The sequence below is a fragment of the Streptomyces guryensis genome, assembly GCF_021261325.1.
Lineage (GTDB): Bacteria > Actinomycetota > Actinomycetes > Streptomycetales > Streptomycetaceae > Streptomyces > Streptomyces guryensis.
Genome location: NZ_JAJSBI010000001.1, coordinates 790,757 through 810,092, shown reverse-complemented (window position 1 = coordinate 810,092; position 19,336 = coordinate 790,757). Strand labels below are relative to the sequence as shown.

The 19,336-nt window shown below is 66.4% G+C and carries 15 protein-coding genes; 9 read left to right on the top strand and 6 right to left on the bottom strand.

Annotated elements, in window-relative coordinates; all coding sequences use genetic code 11:
- The first annotated feature begins 921 nt into the window (after nt 1-921).
- The 7 genes from LJ657_RS03805 (at nt 922) to LJ657_RS48510 (ending at nt 6,330) form a co-directional block, all read left to right on the top strand.
- A complete protein-coding gene (locus LJ657_RS03805) occupies nt 922-2,256 on the top strand; it encodes a MarR family winged helix-turn-helix transcriptional regulator (RefSeq protein WP_232646735.1) in 1,335 nt (444 codons plus the stop codon).
- A complete protein-coding gene (locus LJ657_RS03800) occupies nt 2,253-2,825 on the top strand; it encodes a helix-turn-helix domain-containing protein (RefSeq protein WP_232646734.1) in 573 nt (190 codons plus the stop codon). Before LJ657_RS03805 ends, LJ657_RS03800 begins: the two co-directional genes overlap by 4 nt.
- Nucleotides 2,822-2,983 (top strand): hypothetical protein, encoded by a 162-nt coding sequence (locus LJ657_RS03795; protein WP_232646733.1) that lies wholly within the window; start codon nt 2,822-2,824, stop codon nt 2,981-2,983. Before LJ657_RS03800 ends, LJ657_RS03795 begins: the two co-directional genes overlap by 4 nt.
- On the top strand, nt 2,980-3,696 hold the full coding sequence (locus LJ657_RS03790; RefSeq protein WP_232646732.1) for a ParA family protein: 717 nt from the start codon (nt 2,980-2,982) through the stop codon (nt 3,694-3,696). The genes LJ657_RS03795 and LJ657_RS03790 overlap by 4 nt, the downstream gene beginning before the upstream one ends.
- Nucleotides 3,693-4,547: a hypothetical protein gene (locus tag LJ657_RS03785; RefSeq protein WP_232646731.1), complete on the top strand. Its 855-nt coding sequence runs from the start codon at nt 3,693-3,695 to the stop codon at nt 4,545-4,547. The genes LJ657_RS03790 and LJ657_RS03785 overlap by 4 nt, the downstream gene beginning before the upstream one ends.
- A gap of 122 nt (nt 4,548-4,669) precedes the next feature.
- Nucleotides 4,670-4,981 carry a hypothetical protein gene (locus LJ657_RS03780; protein ID WP_232646730.1) on the top strand — a complete coding sequence of 104 codons (312 nt, stop codon included), beginning with the start codon at nt 4,670-4,672 and terminating at the stop codon, nt 4,979-4,981.
- Between the two features lie 344 nt (nt 4,982-5,325).
- Entirely contained in the window at nt 5,326-6,330 is a 1,005-nt protein-coding gene (locus tag LJ657_RS48510) for a restriction endonuclease (protein WP_232646729.1), read from the top strand.
- A gap of 100 nt (nt 6,331-6,430) precedes the next feature.
- Here LJ657_RS48510 and LJ657_RS03770 read toward each other — a convergent pair whose 3' ends face one another.
- The 4 genes from LJ657_RS03770 to LJ657_RS03755 all read right to left on the bottom strand — a co-directional run bounded on the left by LJ657_RS03770 (nt 6,431) and on the right by LJ657_RS03755 (nt 13,365).
- On the bottom strand, nt 6,431-9,580 hold the full coding sequence (locus LJ657_RS03770; RefSeq protein ID WP_232646728.1) for a hypothetical protein: 3,150 nt from the start codon (nt 9,578-9,580) through the stop codon (nt 6,431-6,433).
- The gene (locus LJ657_RS03765; RefSeq protein WP_232646727.1) at nt 9,577-10,665 is read right to left on the bottom strand and encodes a helix-turn-helix domain-containing protein; all 1,089 of its coding nucleotides are present in this window, start codon (nt 10,663-10,665) and stop codon (nt 9,577-9,579) included. The genes LJ657_RS03770 and LJ657_RS03765 overlap by 4 nt, the downstream gene beginning before the upstream one ends.
- Nucleotides 10,666-10,822: 157 nt before the next feature.
- Nucleotides 10,823-12,097, bottom strand: coding sequence for a hypothetical protein (locus LJ657_RS03760; RefSeq protein ID WP_232646726.1), 1,275 nt, complete (start codon nt 12,095-12,097; stop codon nt 10,823-10,825).
- A complete protein-coding gene (locus tag LJ657_RS03755; protein ID WP_232646725.1) occupies nt 12,094-13,365 on the bottom strand; it encodes a Wadjet anti-phage system protein JetD domain-containing protein in 1,272 nt (423 codons plus the stop codon). The genes LJ657_RS03760 and LJ657_RS03755 overlap by 4 nt, the downstream gene beginning before the upstream one ends.
- Nucleotides 13,366-14,007: 642 nt before the next feature.
- Here LJ657_RS03755 and LJ657_RS03750 point away from each other — a divergent pair.
- Together LJ657_RS03750 and LJ657_RS03745 are read left to right on the top strand one after the other, a co-directional pair.
- On the top strand, nt 14,008-14,910 hold the full coding sequence (locus tag LJ657_RS03750; RefSeq protein WP_232646724.1) for an SRA domain-containing endonuclease: 903 nt from the start codon (nt 14,008-14,010) through the stop codon (nt 14,908-14,910).
- A 122-nt stretch (nt 14,911-15,032) separates the two neighbouring features.
- Nucleotides 15,033-15,209 carry a hypothetical protein gene (locus LJ657_RS03745; RefSeq protein ID WP_232646723.1) on the top strand — a complete coding sequence of 59 codons (177 nt, stop codon included), beginning with the start codon at nt 15,033-15,035 and terminating at the stop codon, nt 15,207-15,209.
- Nucleotides 15,210-15,377: 168 nt separating this feature from the next.
- On the opposite strand, the gene LJ657_RS03740 is transcribed toward LJ657_RS03745, so the two are convergent.
- Together LJ657_RS03740 and LJ657_RS03735 are read right to left on the bottom strand one after the other, a co-directional pair.
- Complete coding sequence (locus LJ657_RS03740) at nt 15,378-16,961, bottom strand: hypothetical protein (RefSeq protein ID WP_232646722.1); 1,584 nt, start codon at nt 16,959-16,961, stop codon at nt 15,378-15,380.
- Nucleotides 16,962-17,555: 594 nt separating this feature from the next.
- Nucleotides 17,556-19,031 carry a hypothetical protein gene (locus LJ657_RS03735; RefSeq protein ID WP_232646721.1) on the bottom strand — a complete coding sequence of 492 codons (1,476 nt, stop codon included), beginning with the start codon at nt 19,029-19,031 and terminating at the stop codon, nt 17,556-17,558.
- Between the last annotated feature and the right edge of the window lie 305 nt (nt 19,032-19,336).

Below are 19,336 nucleotides of genomic sequence, written 5' to 3'. Positions count from 1 at the left end.
CACGGACGCCATTACTCTATCAACGATTAGGGCACGTTGACATCGTACACGCATCCTTGTTGCCGCAGGGGTACACCTCATGGAGCGGCCGCAATCAGGAACCCGCCCGCCAAGGACTCAGGCAAAGGCCGCTTACGGAAGGCCAGGCACCGAAGCCGCCGATCTCCAACCCCACACCCCATGGCTACGTTCATGGCTACGTACGTAGCCGGGCCACCCCGTTTGGATCGGTACGGAGCGGGTTTTGTTCCGGCCCTCAACCAGGAAAAAAGGGGGGTTCCGAGCAGCACCCTATGGCCAAAACCCGGAGCGGCAGACGAGTCGGGCTGTACGCCGGGTATTCCTGAGCACCCTTCTGACCTGCGCTTTTGTGAGCCGTATCGGTTGTGACCTGCTAGGACGGGTTGCAGAGGCGATCGGAGGCAGTCAGAGGAAACCGCTCTGATTCGACCCGGGTTCGACCCGAGCTGCTCGGAGCCAGTCAGAGGCAATCGTCCTCTGTTTGGCCTCGAATCGGCCGAGGTCAAGGCGGTGTCGAGCGGATCTGGACTCCTCTGGCGGTCCTCCGAGTCGTTCTCGGTCGAGCCGCGATGGGGACGCCTGCCTCTGATGCGGGGCCAGGCATACGAAGGCCTCCAGGACGGCAATCCTGGAGGCTTCGCTTGGCACCGATTGGAGGTCGGTTCCGGACACCACCCGTGGTTTTAGCGGGCCCAGGTGGCGTCCACGTCCTTGCGAGACGACCCCACAGTGCCACACCACACCCACCAGGCAGACCCATCCCAACGACCCATTCACCCGAGCGAGCGACTGGGGCTTCACCGGCTGTCTCCGGCTGCGGCTGACCTGGTTCTGCTCGGAGACCTCACCGGCCGCTATGCGGCGGGAAGTTACAGCAGGCTCGGCTCCGACCGCCGGAGCGTGGTCCTGCGCGCTGACCGTCAGGGCGCGGCCGAGCACGGGCATCGAATCACCGCCGCCATCGCCTGCCACGTGGCCCGTGCCGGCGGCAGCGTCGACCAGCTCACGCAGCTCCTGCTGCACCCCGACCACGAAGGCGGACGGCACACCCGGCACATTGCGCTGCGATCCGGGCAGTCGCGCGCCCTGGACTACATCCGCCGGGTGTGGGCCAGCGCCTCGGACGCGATCAGCAGCACCAGGGCGCTGGGCTCCCGGCACGAGGCGTACGAAGTCCTCGCCGCACTGCGCGACCGGATCGAAACGACACCGTGGCGCGGGGAACGAGGACGGACAGCGCTGCGGGTCCTGAGAGCGCATCTGAACTTCGCCGAGATCGCCGGCGGCCCGCTGCACCACGCCAGTGAGCGGCAAACCGCGGAGGAAGCGGGGGTCTCCCGCACGACACTGCGGGTCGTCTACGAGACGGTCCTCCGGCCGCGTGGCTGGCTGCGGCGTCTGCGGGTGGGTCATGGCCGGGAGGGCTCCACCTGGTACCTGGGCGACGGCAAGATCCACGACCACGGTGGCCCGGCTCTGTTGTCTCGTTTCCGGTCCACTCAGTTCCCCCCCGACCCGGCACTTGAGGAGTGGACCACCCCTGAGACGGCCACGACCGCCGACATCGACTCCACCGTCCTCGGCCGTCTGATGGCCCACGACGCCTTTGCCCACCACGGCCTCGGCAGCGCTGCCCTCATGATCATCAGCGCTCTACGCGTACGCCAGGATCAGACCGTTGCCGAGCTCGTCGGTACCTCCTCGGTCTCCCGCGCCACCACCTACCGGACCCTGAAACGCCTCGCCGACCACCACCTCGTCCAGCACACCGGGCAGACCTGGGCCCTCGCGCCACGTGCTCTGGAGGGCTTCGGTATCCGCCTCCCGGACGCCGACAGCGGCCACACCGCAGCGCCGGCACAGGGCTGGGACAAGGTCGCCGAGCAACACGGCACCTGGGGCATCGCGGCCCGGCGGAAGGCCCTGCACGCGGCCGAGCGGGCGGCCTACCAGGAGGCACTGAACCGGCTTGCGGAGCACCGCAGCAGGGCTCTCGTGATCGTCCGCGACGGCCGTCAAGTCCTGGTGCCAGTGCCGCGTCCCGACGAGATCCCACCGCCGTGGCACGCCCCGGGCGGGCGGGTCATCGACCCCGTCACCGGTCGTCCGGCCGCCGACTGGCGCATCGCCACCGACGGCCGCCTGATCCTCATCACGCCCGCCGACCAGCGCAGTTACGACGAGCTGGCCGCTGCCCATGCCGAAGCCCTCAGCGAATGGGAGTCCGTCGCATGAATCCACATCCCCCGGTCACGTCCGACGCCAGCAAAGCGGTGACGCCCCAAGCCCTGCGCGAGCAGTACGAGTCCGGTGCCACGGTCGACGAACTTGTCACCGCCAGCGGCCTGTCCTACGGCACCGTCCTCAACCGGCTGCACGACGCCGGAACCGTCATGCGCACCTCCTGGCAGACACGCCGGATGCGGCAGAACCCACAAGCCCGCCAGCGACTCGCGGCCCGTCTGCGCACCCTGTACGAGCAGCACGGCGCAACGCTCACCGAACTCGCCACGGCAGCAGGAGAGACGAGGCGCGGTGCCCGGCGCCTGCTGATCGAGGCCGGCGGCACCGTGCGCACCACCCAGCAGACCCTGCGGATGCGCGCCGCAGCACGGGCCGCCGAACGGCACAAGGTCGCGCTGTCCCTGCGCGCACGGTACGAGGCCGGTGAAACGGTGCCGGACCTCGCCAGGGAGCACAGCTACTCCGTCGCCACCGTCTACCGGCTCCTGCACCAGGCAGGCACCCTCATGCGGCCCCAGCACGCCCACGGACCCGCCCACGACGCGAGGAAGCTGCCATGAGCCACCACATCCTCGTGGATATTCCCCACCCTGCCTGGCAGATCAAGAAGGCGGCCGTGCGCCATTCCGGCCACCACAGGGCAGCACGGGCACCCCCGTCGCCGGCCCGCGCACCAACCAACATCCCTTCCCCCTTCCAGGAGATCAAGCACACGTGAACGAGAACACCCGTCACAAGACCCTGGCCGCGGCCACTGAAAGCGCCTGGGACGCCTTCGTCATCGTCGTCGGCATGCTCAAGGGCGGCACCGGCAAGACCACCTCGGCCTGGTTCATCGCCCTCTACTACGCCGTCGTCCTCGGCCTGCCCACGTTGCTGCTGGACGCCGACGCGACCAGTCAGTCCGCCTACGACTGGTTCAAGGTCGCGCAGGCCGCCGGCTTCGAAATTCCCGAGAACCTGGTTGTCGAGCGGTACCCGTTCGACGACATCGCCGAGCACATCCGGGCCAAGCGCGCCGAGTTCGGCGCGATCGTGGTCGACGCCGGCGGCGGCAGCGCCCGGATCTTCCACGAGGCTGTTACCGAGGCGAACCTGCTGCTCGTGCCGGTCGCTCCCACCAAGATCGAGCGCCGCAAGCTCGTGGCCACCTTCGACGAGGCCGAGCGCGCCGCAGCCCGCAACGAGCACGGCGTCACCGCCCATGTCGTCATGGTCAAGGCCGACGACCGCACCAGCCTGCCCGGCCGGGCAAAGGACCAACTGCTCGACCCCGCCGAGGGCGAGGGCATCGGCCCGGACCGCGACGAGGCGTTCCCGCTCGCCGAGACCACCATCCACTCCTGGGTGCACTACATGGAGGCCTTCGGCGAGATCCCGACCGAGCTGAGCGAGTACGCCGAGCTGATGAAGGAGCTGACCGCGGCATGACCGAACGCATGAAGCCCCCGGCCCGCCGCACCGGTGGCCGTACCCTGGGTGGAGCAAGGAAGACGACCCCTCCGCCGCCTCCCCCGGCCGCCGAGCTCACCCACGAGCAGTACGCCGCCGAACAGGCCGCTGCCCCGGGCGAAGGCCGTCCTGCGGTCGGCGAGCCGCAGGTTCAGCCCGCTCCTTCCGCTGTTCCCAACCCCGAGGGGTCGGCACACGGCCGGGCCGAGGCGATGCCCGAAGTGGCACAGACCTCCGCCCAGCCGACTGCAGAGGCCCCGAACAGGCCCGTCCCGGAGCCGGCCGCCAGTCAGCCAGTTCGCCCGGCCGTCGCCGCCACCGAGGCGGCGCCGGAATTCGCCGGTCAGCCGATGGAGCGGCAGGTATCGCCTGCACTCCCGGCTGCCGAGCCCGCAGCACCTGCCATCCAGCCCACGCAGCCAGCCGCACCCGTTGTGCAGCACGGCACATCCGCGGCTCCCGGCGCAGCCTGGGGCGCCGAGGTAGCGCTTCGCCCTGCAGATTCCCCGAGGGCAGGCGGCAACGGGTTCCCGGTGAGGACCGATGTTCCACGGGCTCACCAGGAACAGGAGGCGCAATCACAGGCAGCGCCCAGCGAAGGAACACCGTGGGCTCAGGGATCCGGCCGTCCCAAGGACATTCCTGAGACCGCCGTCGTTCTCAACCAGCGCATCATCACGCGCGAGAGTCTCGATTCGTCGGTCCCCACAGCGCTGAAGCTGAAGAAGCGGCTCAAGCGCTTCGCGCTGGACAACGAACTCGACCACCTGCCCATCGGCGACATCGTCTCGGTCGCCCTGGACGAGTGGCTCACCACCCGCGGGTTCTGACCCGACCGCAAGGCACAGGGCGGCCACCCTCATGCAAGGGGGCGGCCGCCCCGTGCCGACTATTCCAATAGCCCCATAGGCGGATAGCTATCCGCCTATCCGGACCGACCGGAGCAGCTCGCGTGCCTGATCACTCCCCCTACGCCCGCCGACTACGTGAAATCGCCGACGCGCTCGACGCCGAGCCCCAGCAGATCGATGACGTTCTCACGCCGCACCCGGACACCCTGGACGTCATCAGGAACCGGCACACCAAACGCGGACAGTTCAACCACGCCGTCCCCGAAGTCCTCCAGCTCCAGCGCCGGATCCGCCGCTACAACGCCGACACCGGCGTACCGCACGGAGACATCGTCGCTCTCGCCCTCGACACCTGGCTCCGCGCAAAGGGCTACCCGCCGAGCCTCACCCCCACCAACACGACCGCAACATGATCGGCAGGCCGACGAACTGGGAAGGGGTTTACCTCTACTGCAGTCCCATACCGACCGGGAGGCGGAAACATTCCCCGCCGCTCGGTCGTGTTCGGCTACCCGCCGAACTCTGGTTGGCCGGGCAAACCGACGACTCAGTTGTCTCCCGGCTCAAACCCAAGCACCACGTCCGCTAAAGCGCTCCACCGCACACGCGATTCGGAACGGACATCAAACAGGCGAATCTTCAGAGACGATCAAGCGTCACATGCACCGCTGGCGACGAGGCAGGCATCCCTTTCACGCATGAACAGTAGGGCGGGAGGCCGCCTTGGGATGTCAGTGCCCCCGTATACGCTCCCCCGGTGATCATTGACCGTACCGCTCGCGTCGTCCCTCCCCGCTACCCCGACCGCGACGTACGCAGCAGGATCGGCGACGCGTTGGGTAAAGCCGACGATGCCGATCTGCTCGCTGCGTACCTGTGGGTCCAGGAAGTTTCGATCGGCCGCGAAGCCTGCACTGCGCTGCGAAGGCAGAGAGATGCCCTCCGAGAGAATCTCCAAAGACTCGGCAGCCTCAAGAGCACCTCACACTTTCGTGGGCGCACCTGGGACTTCACTCGGGCCGAACTTGACTCGATCTTCGACGCATTCATCAAGACGGTGAACGATGAACTCGACCTCATCGATGGCTCCTTGCTGCAAGCAAGCCTGGCCTTCGAGGAACTGAGTAGGCTGCCTGAAGAGGACCTATCCACACGCTACGCTCCCGGCCGCGTCGACTCTCCGCTGAACACCATCGCCGAACAGTGGGACGAGATCGCCCCCAGCACAGAACGCTTTGCGGCAATGAATGACCGGGCACTCGCAGAGGTCGAACGCCTCACAGTCGTCGACGACCGAAGGAACGTCTTCGCCCAGAGCCAGAAGAGCTACAGTCTGCGGCGCATCCAGGAGCTCGATGGCAAGGACTTCGAAATTCTCGTCGCCTGGCTCACTCAGCGCGACGGAATGAAGGTGATCCGGCAGCACGGCGGTACCGGGGACCGGGGGGCAGACGTCATCTCTCAGACGCCGGACGGCCGACGCGTGGTGGTGCAGTGCAAGCAGACCAGCAGGTCTGCCAAGCACCTGGTGACCAGTACGAACGTCCAGACGTTCAATGGAACCGCGCGCCTTGAGCACAAGGCTGACATCGCGCTGATGGTCACGAACGGCACTTTCTCCGACCCGGCGCGTGACTTCGCCAACGATCACGCGATCCACTTGATCGGTGCACCGGAACTGGAGCGCTGGGCTGCATGGGGAGACTCCCTGTACGAGGTCGTTGGCATCTCGCGGGCAAGCGCCCTTGAGGCACCAGCCTGATCGCCCTGCCCCAGGCGCGGGTCGATCGCACCCACCACGCGCCCGAGTTGGCTACCCGCGGGGCACCCGGCAGCAGTGTGGTGTTGCTGCCGGGTCGGTCTCAGCGGGCGAGTCGCCGGGTCAGTTGTTCGGCCGTGAGCTCCACTCGGCCAGCTTGAGCGTCGTATCCGAACATGCGGGTGGGCCGGTTGAGGTAGTCGGACTTTGAGGGGTACTGGAAGTAGAGAATCTGCCCGCACACCGGGGCTACGTCTCGCATCAGTGTGTCTTGGCAGGTGCCCAGGACGGTGATGCTGTGGGCGGTGGCAACTTTGGTGATCGCACTGAGCACTTCACGGCGGTGTTCTTGGCCCAGGGAGTCGCCTAGTTCGTCTAGGACGAGCACACGCCCTTGGGCGTGAGGAGCTGCCAGGAGAGCGGCGAGAACGAGGTGGATGGAGAAGAGTTTTTCCTGGGCGGTGTTGGTGACGGTGTCGTAGGCGAGCATCGGGCCGTTGGGGTTGCGTCGCCATCGCGGTGTAACGGAGCAGCGCCAGCTGTGGTCGGTGTCCGTTGGTGGGTCGATCTGGTAGTGCAGGTCGGCGCCGAAGAGACCGGCGTCGCGGTTCAATTGGTCCAGGGCCGTGGTGATGTTGTCGAGGGCTCCGGCAACGCGTTGGGTGATGACTTCCTGAGTGTGTCGGAGTTCCTCGGCGAGGGTCTCCACCGAGCGGGAGATGAAGACGTTCTCCTCAAGGCGTTCGGCACGCACCTTCTCTACGGTGGTGTAGATGTCGGCGTCGGCGGCCTCGTTGTCGGTGAGCCACTCGCTGAGCGCCTGCAGCGCGGCGTCGGCCTTCATGCCGGGGTCCGCGTCGTCGAGGCGGCTGGCGTGGGCGAGGCCGACGGTGGGATAGCCGCTGGTTCCCGCCCGAAGGGAGAGGGCGACCATGCAGCCGTCGACGGTCGCGTTGGCGGCCATGTGGAGTTGGGCCGCGGAGCGCCGTTCCCGGGGCTGTTCCCCGTGAGGCGCAGCAGGTGGAAGTGGCGCTTCGGTGAGAAGCTGCGTGTACTGCATCGGTAGCCAGTCCGCGGGCCAGTTCAGCAACGTACGGGCGGCTTCCGCGTCCAGCCCTCGGTCGGCTGCCGCAGTGTCGGCGCCGTGTCGTTCGATGACCGCCTCTTGTTCGCGGCGCTCAGCGTCACAGTTTTGGAGCGTGACGTTCGTTTCCTGGATGCGCCGCTCGAGTTCTTCGATCCGTTGCTTGCGGCCGCTGAGGGCGGCTTTGGCCATGGCCCAGGCGTCCACTGCCTCTTCGAGGAGTGCTGCGACCTGGGGAAGTGTGCTGCGCCTGTGGGTGAGTCTGTCCGTGGCTTCGCGGTGGTCTTTCAGCAGTTGCGGTAGGGCTTCGAAGGCCAGGGCCCGTTTGAGTTCAGCCTCAGTGAGAGTGATACGGCGTGCGAGGTGCGCGAGGAGGTTCTGCGCTTTCTGCTGGCTGAGCAGGGCCTCGTCGTGACGGGCGCGCAGGTGGGCGCACAAGGCAGCCCGCCCGACGGTTGGGTTGGGGAAGGATCCGACGATGTGGACGCCGAGGGCGCCGACGCTGGAGTGCGGGGGTTGTTGGGTCCATTGGGTCTGGGCGGCGAGGGCATGCAGGAAGCCGCGTGCCGGTTCTGGCGCCGAGCGGATGCCTTCCGGCCACGGGATCTCGTCGCCGGTGGGTGATGTGGCGGTTACGGTCCGTTCGGGGTCCTCTGTGATCAGGACTGCGCCGGGCAGTGCGGCCAGTGCTTTCAGGGCGATGGGCAGATCGGAATGTGCCACGCAGACGGCGTGGCGCCATGGGTGAAGGGCGGCTTCCCACCTGTCTCGGGTCTGGTCGTCGAGGTCGATCTGGTCGAGCAGGCCGACTCCGGCGATGTCCTCCTCGGCGGCCAGCGCGTTCAGGACCTCTCCGACGAGTCCTGCTTGTCCTTGCTCGGCTTTGCGGAGTTGGTCGGCGTAATGGCGGGCGTCACGTTGGGCGATGCCGCAGTTGATCTCTGCTTCTGCCGTCTGCTGGGCGAGCAGTGTCAGCTGTTCTTGGAGCGCGGCAGCGGTTTCGCCGGGGTGCGTGGCACTGAGATTCCGGGCCTCGTCTAGCGTCTTTTGGGCCTTGGTGAGTTCTTCAACAAGGTGGCGTTCCTCGGTCTGCGCGTTGGTCAAGTCGGTGAGGCATTGTTCTTTGGTCTGCTCGGCTGTTTCACGGGCCCGCTCAAGTCCGGTGAGGTTGGAGGCAGCGGTCTTCTGGGCCTCCAGATGTCCGAGAAGATCGGTCGTCGTCTTGAGGGTGGCCGCGGTCTGGGGCAGGAGAACCTCGGCACTGCGCAGGCGTGCGGTCTCGTCCAACAGGGTGCGGGCCAGGGCAGCGCGGCGGTCGGCTACGGCACTGCCGATCTTGCGGCGGAGTTCGTCTCGGGCCTCTGCCTCGCGGAGCATGGTGTCTTCCCGGGCAAGTGCCTCTTCGTGCCGTTGAAGGGCCTTGGCGTACTTGGCTCGCTTGTCCTCCAGCGCCTTGCGCTGTCCTTTGTCGTGTTCGAGCAGGCTGGAGCGGCCCGACAAGGTGATCAGGGCATCGCCGATGTGATCGGGTGAGTAGGTGCCGGCTTCGAGCTTGAGCAGGGAGGGCCGTGAGCGTACCTGCCCGCGGGATGCCACGTAGGCCAGTACCTTGGGCGATCGGCCGTAGAGCTGGTTGGCGTATTCGCTGGAGCCCACTGCCTCGACACCGAGTTGCTGGTAGAAGGCTGGTGCTGCGCGGTGACGTTCGTCGTCGGTTCCATCGGTGAGCAGGTGAACGCCGGGGTTGTGGCGTACTTGGACATGGGGTGAGTCGTTGCTGATCTGCAGCCAGACGCTGTGCGGGCGGCTGCCGTCGGACTCTGCGAAGACGCCGGCGATGTAGCCGCGGTCGGCTGCGTCGACCAGCTGGGTGGAGGCGCCGGCGATGACGGGTTCGAAGAGCAAGTTGACGGTATTGGCTGTGCCGTTGCTGGTGATCTGCCACTCGGGGTCGCCCAGGAGCAGCGCCACGGCGGCGAGGAAGCTGGTCTTGCCTGACTCGTTGGAGTCCTTGGGGCCTCGGCCGGTCACAGCGATGAAGGTGCCAGGAATCAGTGCCACCGGGTCGCTGGTGAGCCGGGCGATAGCGAAGGTCTGCACAGCGACCAGTTGCCGGCTGCCGATGATGCCGGTGGACAGCTGACTGTCGGGGCCGGTCGGGATGGTCACGGGTACTCCTGGGACGGGGAGGAGGGGCGGGCGGCTTGGCGCCGCCGTGCAATGGCGCGGGCGAGGTGGCCGTCGGGCCGGCCGGCGAGGATGAGGTCCTCCCACAGGGCGGCGATGCGGGTTTCGCTCAGGCGCTGCAGGCACGGGCCGGGGACGTAGTTTCCTTGGCCGGCGGTGTCGACCATCCCTGCCGCGGTCAAGGTGCGCAGGGCCTCGCGGATCGTGGTTTTGGTCAGGGCGCGGTTGCGGGCGAGTTCGCGCAGGGTGACGGAATGCTGGGTGGCGTTCCAGTGCGGGTGCGTATGGCGTCCCTGGGCTCGCGGCAGAGCGACGGTGTGCAGAAGGACGAGGGCGAGGACGGTTCGCTCGGCAGGGCTCAGTGTGCCGATCCCGGCTGCGGCGAGTGCTTCGGCGACCGGGTCTGGGTATCCGGTGGTCCAGTTGCCCTGGGGTGTGCGGATGAGTGTGCGGCCGATGTCGGCCAAGGCGGCCTGGACGTGGGCACGGATGTCGGGGTCGTTGAGGGCTGGCAGGTCGCGTGGGGGCAGTGGGCCTCGTGCGATTTCCAGGGCGGTGATGATGCTGCGGCTGATGTGCTCACTGCTGTGTTGAGGACTCGCGTCGGGCTGGGTGAGCTCGTGCGGCGAGGTAGCGGTATCTGGATCGTCAGCGTGTGCCTCGGGGGGATGGGGTGCGCAGTGCACGGCGTGCTGCTGGTAGGGATCGGGCAGCCGGTGGTGGCCTCTGCGGAGCGCGGCGATCGTAGGACCGGGCAGCGTGGCCACGGCGGGCCCCAGATGCAGCAAGGGGCCGACCGCCACGATGAGCCCGTGTCCGGGCAGTACGCGTTCCAGAGCGGTGGAGACGCTCTTGCAATCCGCGCCCAGGTGGGCGCAGGCGGTCTCGATCAGCTGGGCGGAAAAGGGCTGCCCGGGGTAGTGCGGCAGGGTGGGATCGGGCCACGCGGCCTTCAGGCAAAGGGCCCAGACCAGGGTGGGAATGCGGGCCAGAGCAGCTGGAGCTTGCTCCCCCAGCTGCTCGACGTCCGGGGCGCTGCCGGCGGGCCACCCCAGTCTCAGCGTCATCATGCTCTCCCCGGCGGCCCGGAGCTGCAGCACGGTCCGGCCAGCTCGCCCGGCGGCATCGGCGGTTTCCTTGAGCAGGGCACTTCGGGGGGCGGCGACTGATCCGGCGGCTCGGATAGCGGCCAGCAGGAGCGCGGAGGGGGACGGTAGGGCGCTGTCACCGGTCACGGTCGTGGCCTCCCACGTCGGTTCCGGCGTGGAGGGTGATGTCGTGGAGGTAGGTGACCTTGGCGGTGGGATCGACGCGTACTGGCACGGCGATCTCGATGTGGCAGTCGACGAGGGGGTCTGCATCGGCTGCCAGGAGGTCGACCAGCAGTCGTCCGGCTCCGGGCCAGCCTCGTGCTTCGAGTACGTCGGCGAGGGCTGTGTGCTGCTGTCCGCCGAGGAGGTCCTCCAGGAGGATTTCCTGGCGGAGGTTTTCGTGCTGGGTGGCGTCGTCCAGGGCGGCGAAGGGATCGGCGGCGTCGTCGGGTGTCGGCTGGGGCGGGGCCGGACGCGGTCGTGGCGGCCGCTGCGGGGTGTACGAGGCTGCGGTGTCGATCACGTGCTGGCCGTCGATCCACACCGGGGGCGTGTCGGCGACGAGGGACTCACCGAAGTGTCCGAGACGGTCGACGCCGGCGGTTTTGGCGAGGTGGAGGTACTCGGCGGGGGTAAGGACGTCAAGGTTCAGGCTTCCGCCGCCGTGCTCCAGGATTTTGTCGATGGCCGCGATGAGTTGCTCGCGGTAGAACTGTGCGGCTTCGATCAGCGCGGTGGCCGCGTCCTCCAGGACGAGGTCTCCGGAGAATGCCCGGGTGACAAGCTCGTTCAGATCTGTCACTTGGCGGGTGAAGTCGGTGTGGTCGTGCTGGCGCTGGGCGTTGATGAGTTCTGCGGGCGTGGCCATGATGACCTGCCGCTGCAAATCCAGTGCGAAGACAGTCAGTCCGTGCCGGCACGTTCGCAGTGCTTCCAGCACGGGGGTGGGATCTGGGTCGTCTCGTTCCAGCAGCTCGCGTGTACGGTCCAGCAGGCCGATGAGTTCGTCGACTCCCCCGTGCAGGGCGAGGCGTTCGGCGGCGATGGCGCCGGCAAGGCCCGCGGGGCGCATGACGTAGCGGTCCTGGTGCTTCTTGAGGACGTAGGGCTCCAGGAAACTCATGTCAATCATCAGCGACAGGCGCGAATCCAGGACGGCCAACGGCCAGCCCCTCCCGCTGGGTCCCAGAAACTCCCGCATCTGGTTTCGGGTCAGTCCGCTGGAGGCGGCGTGCTCGGCGAAGACAGCGACGACGTCCGCGGCCAGGCGAACCAGTTCCGGGTCCTTCACCAGTGCCTCGCGGTGCGCTGCCAACGGCGCGAAGAATGCACGCCAGTTCATCAGCCGTTGGCCGGGCGCGAGGAGAACCTGGTCCTGCTCGTCCAAGGGCAGCTGGCCGCTGCTCACCGCGTCTGCTCCTGGCTCAGGTAGGCGACCTCAGGTACGGGCAGGTGGAGGAAGGGCTCCAGCAGCTCGGGCAGGCGGGGAAGAACGGAGAGGTAAAGCGTCTCCTGCTCTCGTGACTCCCCGCTCTCGGCGACGGCGAGGGCCAGCTCGCGCAGAGGGCCTGTCACGTGCCGTGCCAGGTCCGCGGCATGTTCGGCGTCAAGGGCCTTGTCTTGCTCAGGATTCTTACGCCGCCGGTATGGGCCGTCGCGCCATAGGTCCACGTCCATTCCGACGGCGTGCACCGATGTGCCGAGCCGGCGGGACAGGTCATGGATGATGCCGATGCCGTCGGCGTCCAGATCACACCAGGCGACGATCGGCCTGGGCTGCAGCCACTGAAGGAACGTGACGAGCTGGTCGCGTGCGTAGCCAGCGCCCCAGACGCACAGCCACTTGGCGGTCAGCTCCGGCAATCTGCGACAAACCGCTCCGAAGGTGTCGGAGTTCTCGATCACCAGTACACCGCGGGCGCCACATTGGGCCTGGCCGATCACTCGGATGCCCTGAGAGGGCAGCCCGACCCAGGGCTGGGCGACCGAGGCGTCCGCGGCAACCTCGCCGATGTGCCACGACAGGGGCCCCTTCACCCGAAGATCGGTGTCTTCTTCACGCACTGCGCCCTCGAAGTCCACGCCGATGAGGTTGGCAAACCCGACTTGTTGCTGTGCCGTCCACGTCTTGGAGCCGCCCAGCGCGTGAGCGGCCAGTTGCTTCAAGGTCACTTCTTTCTCCCCCTGACCACGCAGCTTCCACCACTGCACGGCGGCCCGGACCGCAGCCTCGTAGACCGACCACGCCGCCGTCTGGACGCGACTTCCAGTTGGAACGACCAGCCCGGCCCCTTCGGGGACTGCGGCAAGAAGCTGGCGCTCCTGCGCGAGCTGCTCTACCGGTTCCATTAGCTGTAGAAGCTCACGGCGCGCGCGGCGCGGATCACGCGCACCACGCAGTTCCGCCAAGCGATCTTCCGCTTGCTCCTGCCAGGCCTGAGTCAACGTCCAGCGCACCGGGCGACCCAGGTGGAGCAATTCGTCGACCTCGCAACGCAACACCACCGCCCCGCAGCGGACCAGGTCGGCCGTCACCTCGAAGGCCTGCGCACCGAATCGCTTGACGACGGACACCCACTCGCGTCGACCGGAGTCCAGGACCCACACCAGGTGCGACGCCGACAGCCCTTCGGGCGCGCTGAACAGGGGCACCTCGCCAGCTGGAACCAAATCCACCCGCCTGACGTTCAATTTCCGCCGTCTATCACGCGGCAACCTGTCCTGTCCGTCTCGCCGTGTCGGGACTGTGACGGCACGCAGTCCCTCCGGTACTCCCTCAAGTACGACGGGCACCCGCCCGAACGACTCTCCGAAGAGCAGCCCGTCCCCGGTGCGCGCGGCGACTCCCACAGGTCTCTCTCCCCCCGGCCGTGGCCTTCGCCAGCAGCCCTGTCGCTAGGCCTCCCCGGCTCGATACGGCAGGGTGCTGGCCAACAGCGGCGTGTGCCCCATCGAGGCTATCGGTGCACTGAATACAGGACAGACCACATGAGTTGAGGCCTACATCACTTCTCGGGAATGTCATGATCACGTTGTTCGATCGGTAGTCCACGCCCATTAATCAGCCACTTGCCCCATCGAACCCGTCCACCCGAGCGCAACCACACGCCCCCACCGGGTCCACGCGGCGACGCGAAGCCAGCCGACCGCGACGGAATATAACAAATAGATAACTAGCAGGAGCACATGATTGCACCTTTCGTCCGCATTAATCCATAAATCATCGACTGGAATGAGCCTCCTGTGAGCTTCCTGCTACGCAAACCAGGGTCGAATACCAACCTGGTTTAGTTACCCTCTGTACTGGGAGGTGAGGGCATGACCGATACAGAGCTGGTAGTGGGCGAGGAACTGACGCGGCGCGAGCTGCACCGGCGTTTCGGCGGGACCCCACAGGGAGGCATCGCTCCCTCCTCTGCGTCGCGGATGGTCATGCTTTTCACCATGGACAGTTCCCCCGCCTCGGACTACACGGGGTGGGGCGACGACGGGACCTTCCACTTCATGGGGCAGGGCGCCCGTGGCAACCAGACGATGACACAGGGGAACCGCTCCCTCCTACGCCACCAAGAAGACAACCGCACGCTGCACGTGTTTCACCGGCTCCCGAATCGGCCTACCGGTGGGGCTCCGCTGTATCGCCACTTGGGACGCTTCCGCCTGGACGACGAGACGCCGTACTACTCCGCAGACGCCCCGGACGAGGACGGCACCAACCGCAACGTGATCATCTTTCGGCTTCGGCCCATCGGCGCGATCGCCGATGGAGGCCCGCAGCTCCCCAGGACACCAGCGACAACGGTGCGCATCGTCGAACTGCAGCCGACTTACCAATCCAGGCACACCTCGGAGATACGTCCGTCGCGTGCGCACACCGAAGCACAGCTGGTGGAAAGCTACGCCGCGCATCTGCGGGCATCGGGGCGCAGCCTGACCCAAGCTCAGCTGACACTGGCCGGCGAGACCACGCCCTACAGGGTGGATCTGCTCGACTCCACGGAGAACCGGTTGATCGAGGCGAAGGGGAGCGCAACCCGGGCTGCTGTCCGTGAGGCGATCGGGAAGCTGCTGGACTTCCGGCGGTTCTTCAACCCCACGCCGACCCTCGCTGTACTCCTGCCCTCGCAGCCGCGAGAGGACCTGCTCGATCTCTGCGCGTCCCTGTGCATCGAGGTCGTATGGCCACGCGAAGACGGAGGTTTCGTATCGACCCATGACTGACGGTCGGGATGACACCGCACAGGCATGCGACGCCATCCCGACCGCCCTCCCGGTCTCACAGGGTTCCTAGGCGCTGTGAGTAACCGCACCCATGTCCAGCATTGAACAGGAGCTTCTCCAGTATGTCCGATAGCGGCACCACTGCCGAAGGCAATCACGGAACCGATCCGGCGATCCTCTACATGTACAGCAGCGCGCTGCTGGCCGGAGTCCTACTGATCATCATGGGGCACACCACCCCGCTGGAGGCCTCGGGGTACGTCTCCCCCTTCCTCGTCCTTTTCGAGCAGAGGCGATAGCCATACGCGACGGCCGCTCTCCGCAGAGCGGCCGTCGCACCTGTTGCCGGGATCGGCTCACGAGGGAGTCGGCTTAAGCAGCTGACGAAATACCTCAGCATCGGCGGCCAGTTCTCTCACTGTCTGGCCTACTCAGGTCATGAGCGTGACCGCCGACGGCCAGTATGTTCAGACAGGTTCCAGCAGATCGACTACGGAGAGTCTGGTTTCGCCGTTGACGAGCTGGAGGGCGACCTCGGCCCGGGCCGCAAGGTCTAGAGGGGGGAGGTCCTCGGCGTACGCAGCGTGCACGATACGGTCCAGGCCTGCGCCTACGAGCGGCGCGGCTGTGCGAAGCGACGCCTCTAGCGCCACGCCCTGGGTGGCACCGCCGTGCAGGATGATGTTCCGGGTGCGGTACAGGCGTCGCAGCGCGATCCGAAAGGCTCCCGCGACGTCGTTCAGAACTGGTCGGGGGTCTTGGACCAGGTCGGCCATGCGCTGGGCAGCGGGATTGTCGGAGTATTTGGTGGGCGTCCGGGTGAAGTCAAGTGCCCCGGCTCCTTTGGTACGCAATGCCTCGGCTACCAGCCTGGCGCGTTCCTGATTCGTCGTGCAGGCCGCGATTGCGCGGGTGAGGTCATCTGCTTGCCGGGGCTTGTGTCGGTGTGCGAGGGCGGTGAGCTCGGCGCGGGGCCAAGAGCAGGCGATGATAGCCGCCATCCGGTCGGCTGCCACCGCTTTGCCCGAGCGCTCGTTCTCCTTGGGATCGTCCGGATGCGAAAGCAGCGATTCCACAGCGGCCCAGGCCCCGGCGACAGCCGGAGCCATCGGACCACGGTTGACCGCGGCCGCGAGCTCCAGCGCATCGTCGATCCGGCTGCGCTGGCTTGAGATTCGGTAGAGGTGTCCCTCGTTGACGAGGGTCAGGACATCCGCGCCCCGAGCCGGGGGTTCGAGCGGGACAGGCTTCGCGTGGCGTGCGACCCAGATGTACGGGAGAGGCTCTACACCGCCCCGGTCCCTGCGCAGGAACTGGGCGCGTGCGGTCATGCGCTCCACCAGCTGCCGTGCCTGCTCGGCGGCGCTGAAGGGGTCGCGGGCCTGGACCTGGTAGATGAACCCGCCTCCGGGGCGGACACCCGATGTGTCGTGCCCGTGCTCGCGCAACCAGCTCACGACCTTGCCTTTGTCCAGCCAGTTCTCAAGCGGCTCTGCCAGCTCCCGCCGGGGCACCTTCTCCAGCACCACCAGCACCTCGAACATGCTGGCCGGGGTCCTGGCGAGTTCTGCGGAGCTGTCTGCGATGTCTGCCGTGGTTGCGCGAGCCTGATAAAGATCGTTCGCCCATGCCTTCAGGTGGCTGGCGCTATATCCCAGGTCCAGGAGGTGAGAGGCGACAGTGCGGGAGTAGCGCTCCGGCTTGACGCGCTCCTCGATAGGAACATTTACGGCGGCTGCCCAGCGTTCCAGGTAGCCGGCCCGCACGTGGCCGATGATCTCCTTGAGTCGGCGGCGGGTGGGGCTCGGATCCGGCAGCGGCTTTTTCAGCAGCTCGGTGAGCTCCTTGCGCAGCTCCCTGTCGCCAAGGCCTCGATCGGGGCCGATCAAGGCGTTGAGCTCATTACGTTGCCAGTCACAGGCGGTCTGTGAGAGCACCCCGTGGGCTTGCCAGTAGCCCGCCTCCCACAGTTCTTCCAGAGCCAGCACGGATCCTATGTCCCACAGCCGACGCGCCCATGGTGTGCCTTCGTCAGTGAAGTAGTCCGCCATCCGAGCTAACACGTGCCGGGCGTAGGGCTCCGAAGTAGGGGGCGATGCCATCGCAGCACCCTAGCCGATCACCACACTGCGCCCTGCTCATCTAGCAGAGTCCGTGCTACATTGGCTGCAGACTTAAAGGGGCACTCGCCGTTCCGCGGCCACTGCCCCTTTCTTCTTTTTCTTCCAAGGCGTCTCCCCTGCGGTCCGAGGTATGTCCAGCTAGGACAGCGTCTGGGGCCGGCGGACACTGCGCAACCCCCCGAAGCTGGCTGCGCGCGGTGACTGAGCAACACGGCAGTGGTCTTTACGCCCGCGCTCCGTACTCACCCCGGCGCCCATCAGTGACTCTTGGAGCAAACCGGCACACCAAACGCGGACAGTTCAACCACGCCGTCCCCGAAGTCCTCCAGCTCCAGCGCCGGATCCGCCGCTACGGGCGTACCGCACGGAGACATCGTCGCCCTCGCCCTCGACACCTGGCTCCGCGCAAATGCTACCCGCCCGACCTCAAACCGCGAGAGACAGAAGTTTCATGACGGGCATCGCTCTTTACCTCGCTCCGGAGAACAGGGAAGGGCAAATTCTCCCGGAGTAGGTGCACCATCACTCGGACATGGCAGCGACCCCCGGTACATCACTTTCAGTAACGACTGTCGCTGCGGCACTATCGCGTAGGGAGGGAAACCTCCTCTTCCAGCGCTGTACGTCATGTCGCTCGCGGACGGAGAAACGGTGGCCGACGGTCTCCTCCAACGAGACCAGTCGGGTAAGGAGGTCCAGCCGTTCTTTGTCAGACAGTCTCCTGTTGCGCAGACGAACGATAATTTCCTTGGCTTTCGTCAGGTCTTCGCGCTCAGCCCGCTGCTTTTGCCGTGAACGGTCTGCCGGCGCCTGGTGCTCGGGTTGGGGTTGCGGCTGAATGTTGACCGTGTGAGACGGAGTGGGAGGCCTGGGCGTTGGCACCGGAGCAGGTGTCGCCATCATTCGCCGCGCGGACGCCAGGAGGTCCTTTTCTGCCTGTGAGGCTGGCGTGCCCCGCTTGAGGAGCTTTTCTGCCCGGGCGACCAGAGCGCGTGTCTGGGTAACGTCGCGGTTTCGCTGAGCCTTGCCGAGGAGGGTGAAGAGGCGTTGCCGATCACGGTCCTGTCCGTTGTGCCAGTCATGGGCCTCCGCTAGCACCGCGCTCAGCCGGCTGAGGGCTGTACCCCGACATCTACTGATCTCTTGCTCGGCCTGTGCACACAGGCTCTGGACTGAGCCTGTCAGCCCGGCATGCATGTCCAACTTGATCAGGCGGATCAGCTCCCCGATCTGCGGCGAAGCTTCGGATGCCGTTTCATCGCCTGCTCTCCTGCACACGTCCTGCAGCCGTGCGGGGTCGTGGCCCTCGGTGTTCCAGACTCGTTCCACGACGGGTGTCACGAGCCAGCCGTCATCTGCGATTTTGCAGTCTGATGGATCGATGCCCCAGGTCGTGGCTTCCCCTGCGACTTGTGTACCGATGACCATGATCCGTCGACGGCCCTCGCTCCTGAACTTCACGCGGTTGACATACCGCAGCACCTGCAGCAGGTCGTCGCTGATCTGGACTCCGGGCCCCAGGATGAGTTCACCAGTCCCGACCGCTTTCCAATCGATAGGGACGTCCTTGTTCATGTGAACGCGTAGTTTGTGGCCGTTGAGCTCGATGTCCACCACCGAGCCGACCGGTGCGTCATCAAGGCTTACGAACCGGTACCGCGGCTCCAGTCCCTGGCGGTGGAACATCCTCTGCATCGCGCTCTTGACGAAGAGGTGATCGGCGCTGCCGATACCTCCGCCCCGTGTACGCCGGGTGCAATCAGACTGCACACCCTCCGGATCGTGAAGATGGAAGAAGTGGGACGCGCGGGTAACGCATCTCCGTGTCCCCAGCTGCCGGCCGCATCCCCCCAACAAGGGGCTGCACCAGAATGTGGCCCCTTGCGTCTCCTCCTTGAAGATGTCCAGTTCGATCGGGTCCTCTGGACAGATCACCGGCTCGTCTGAGTCGGGATCACCCAGGACTGCTGTCTGAATCAACCTCGTGTCGAAAGTCATGTCCTGCCCCTTACCGAAACGCGGTACTGCAGTGTCGGCCGTCCGCATGCTCCTTGATCACGAAGGGCATGTGGCTCGTCTCCCGAGATCGTACTGACGCCCACTGACAACCTGGATCCCACCGAGGGTCACAGGGCTGGCAGGTCGCTTCCCACGAGTGCTGAGCGCCACCGGAATCGGGAGGCATTGGGCGAATTGCCCTGGCCCTCAGTTGAGCCAATCATCTGTCACTTGTCCGGCGCACACATGAGATAATGGGGACGGAGTAATTGCTTCGTTGATGCGATGAAGGCGAGTAACGGAGT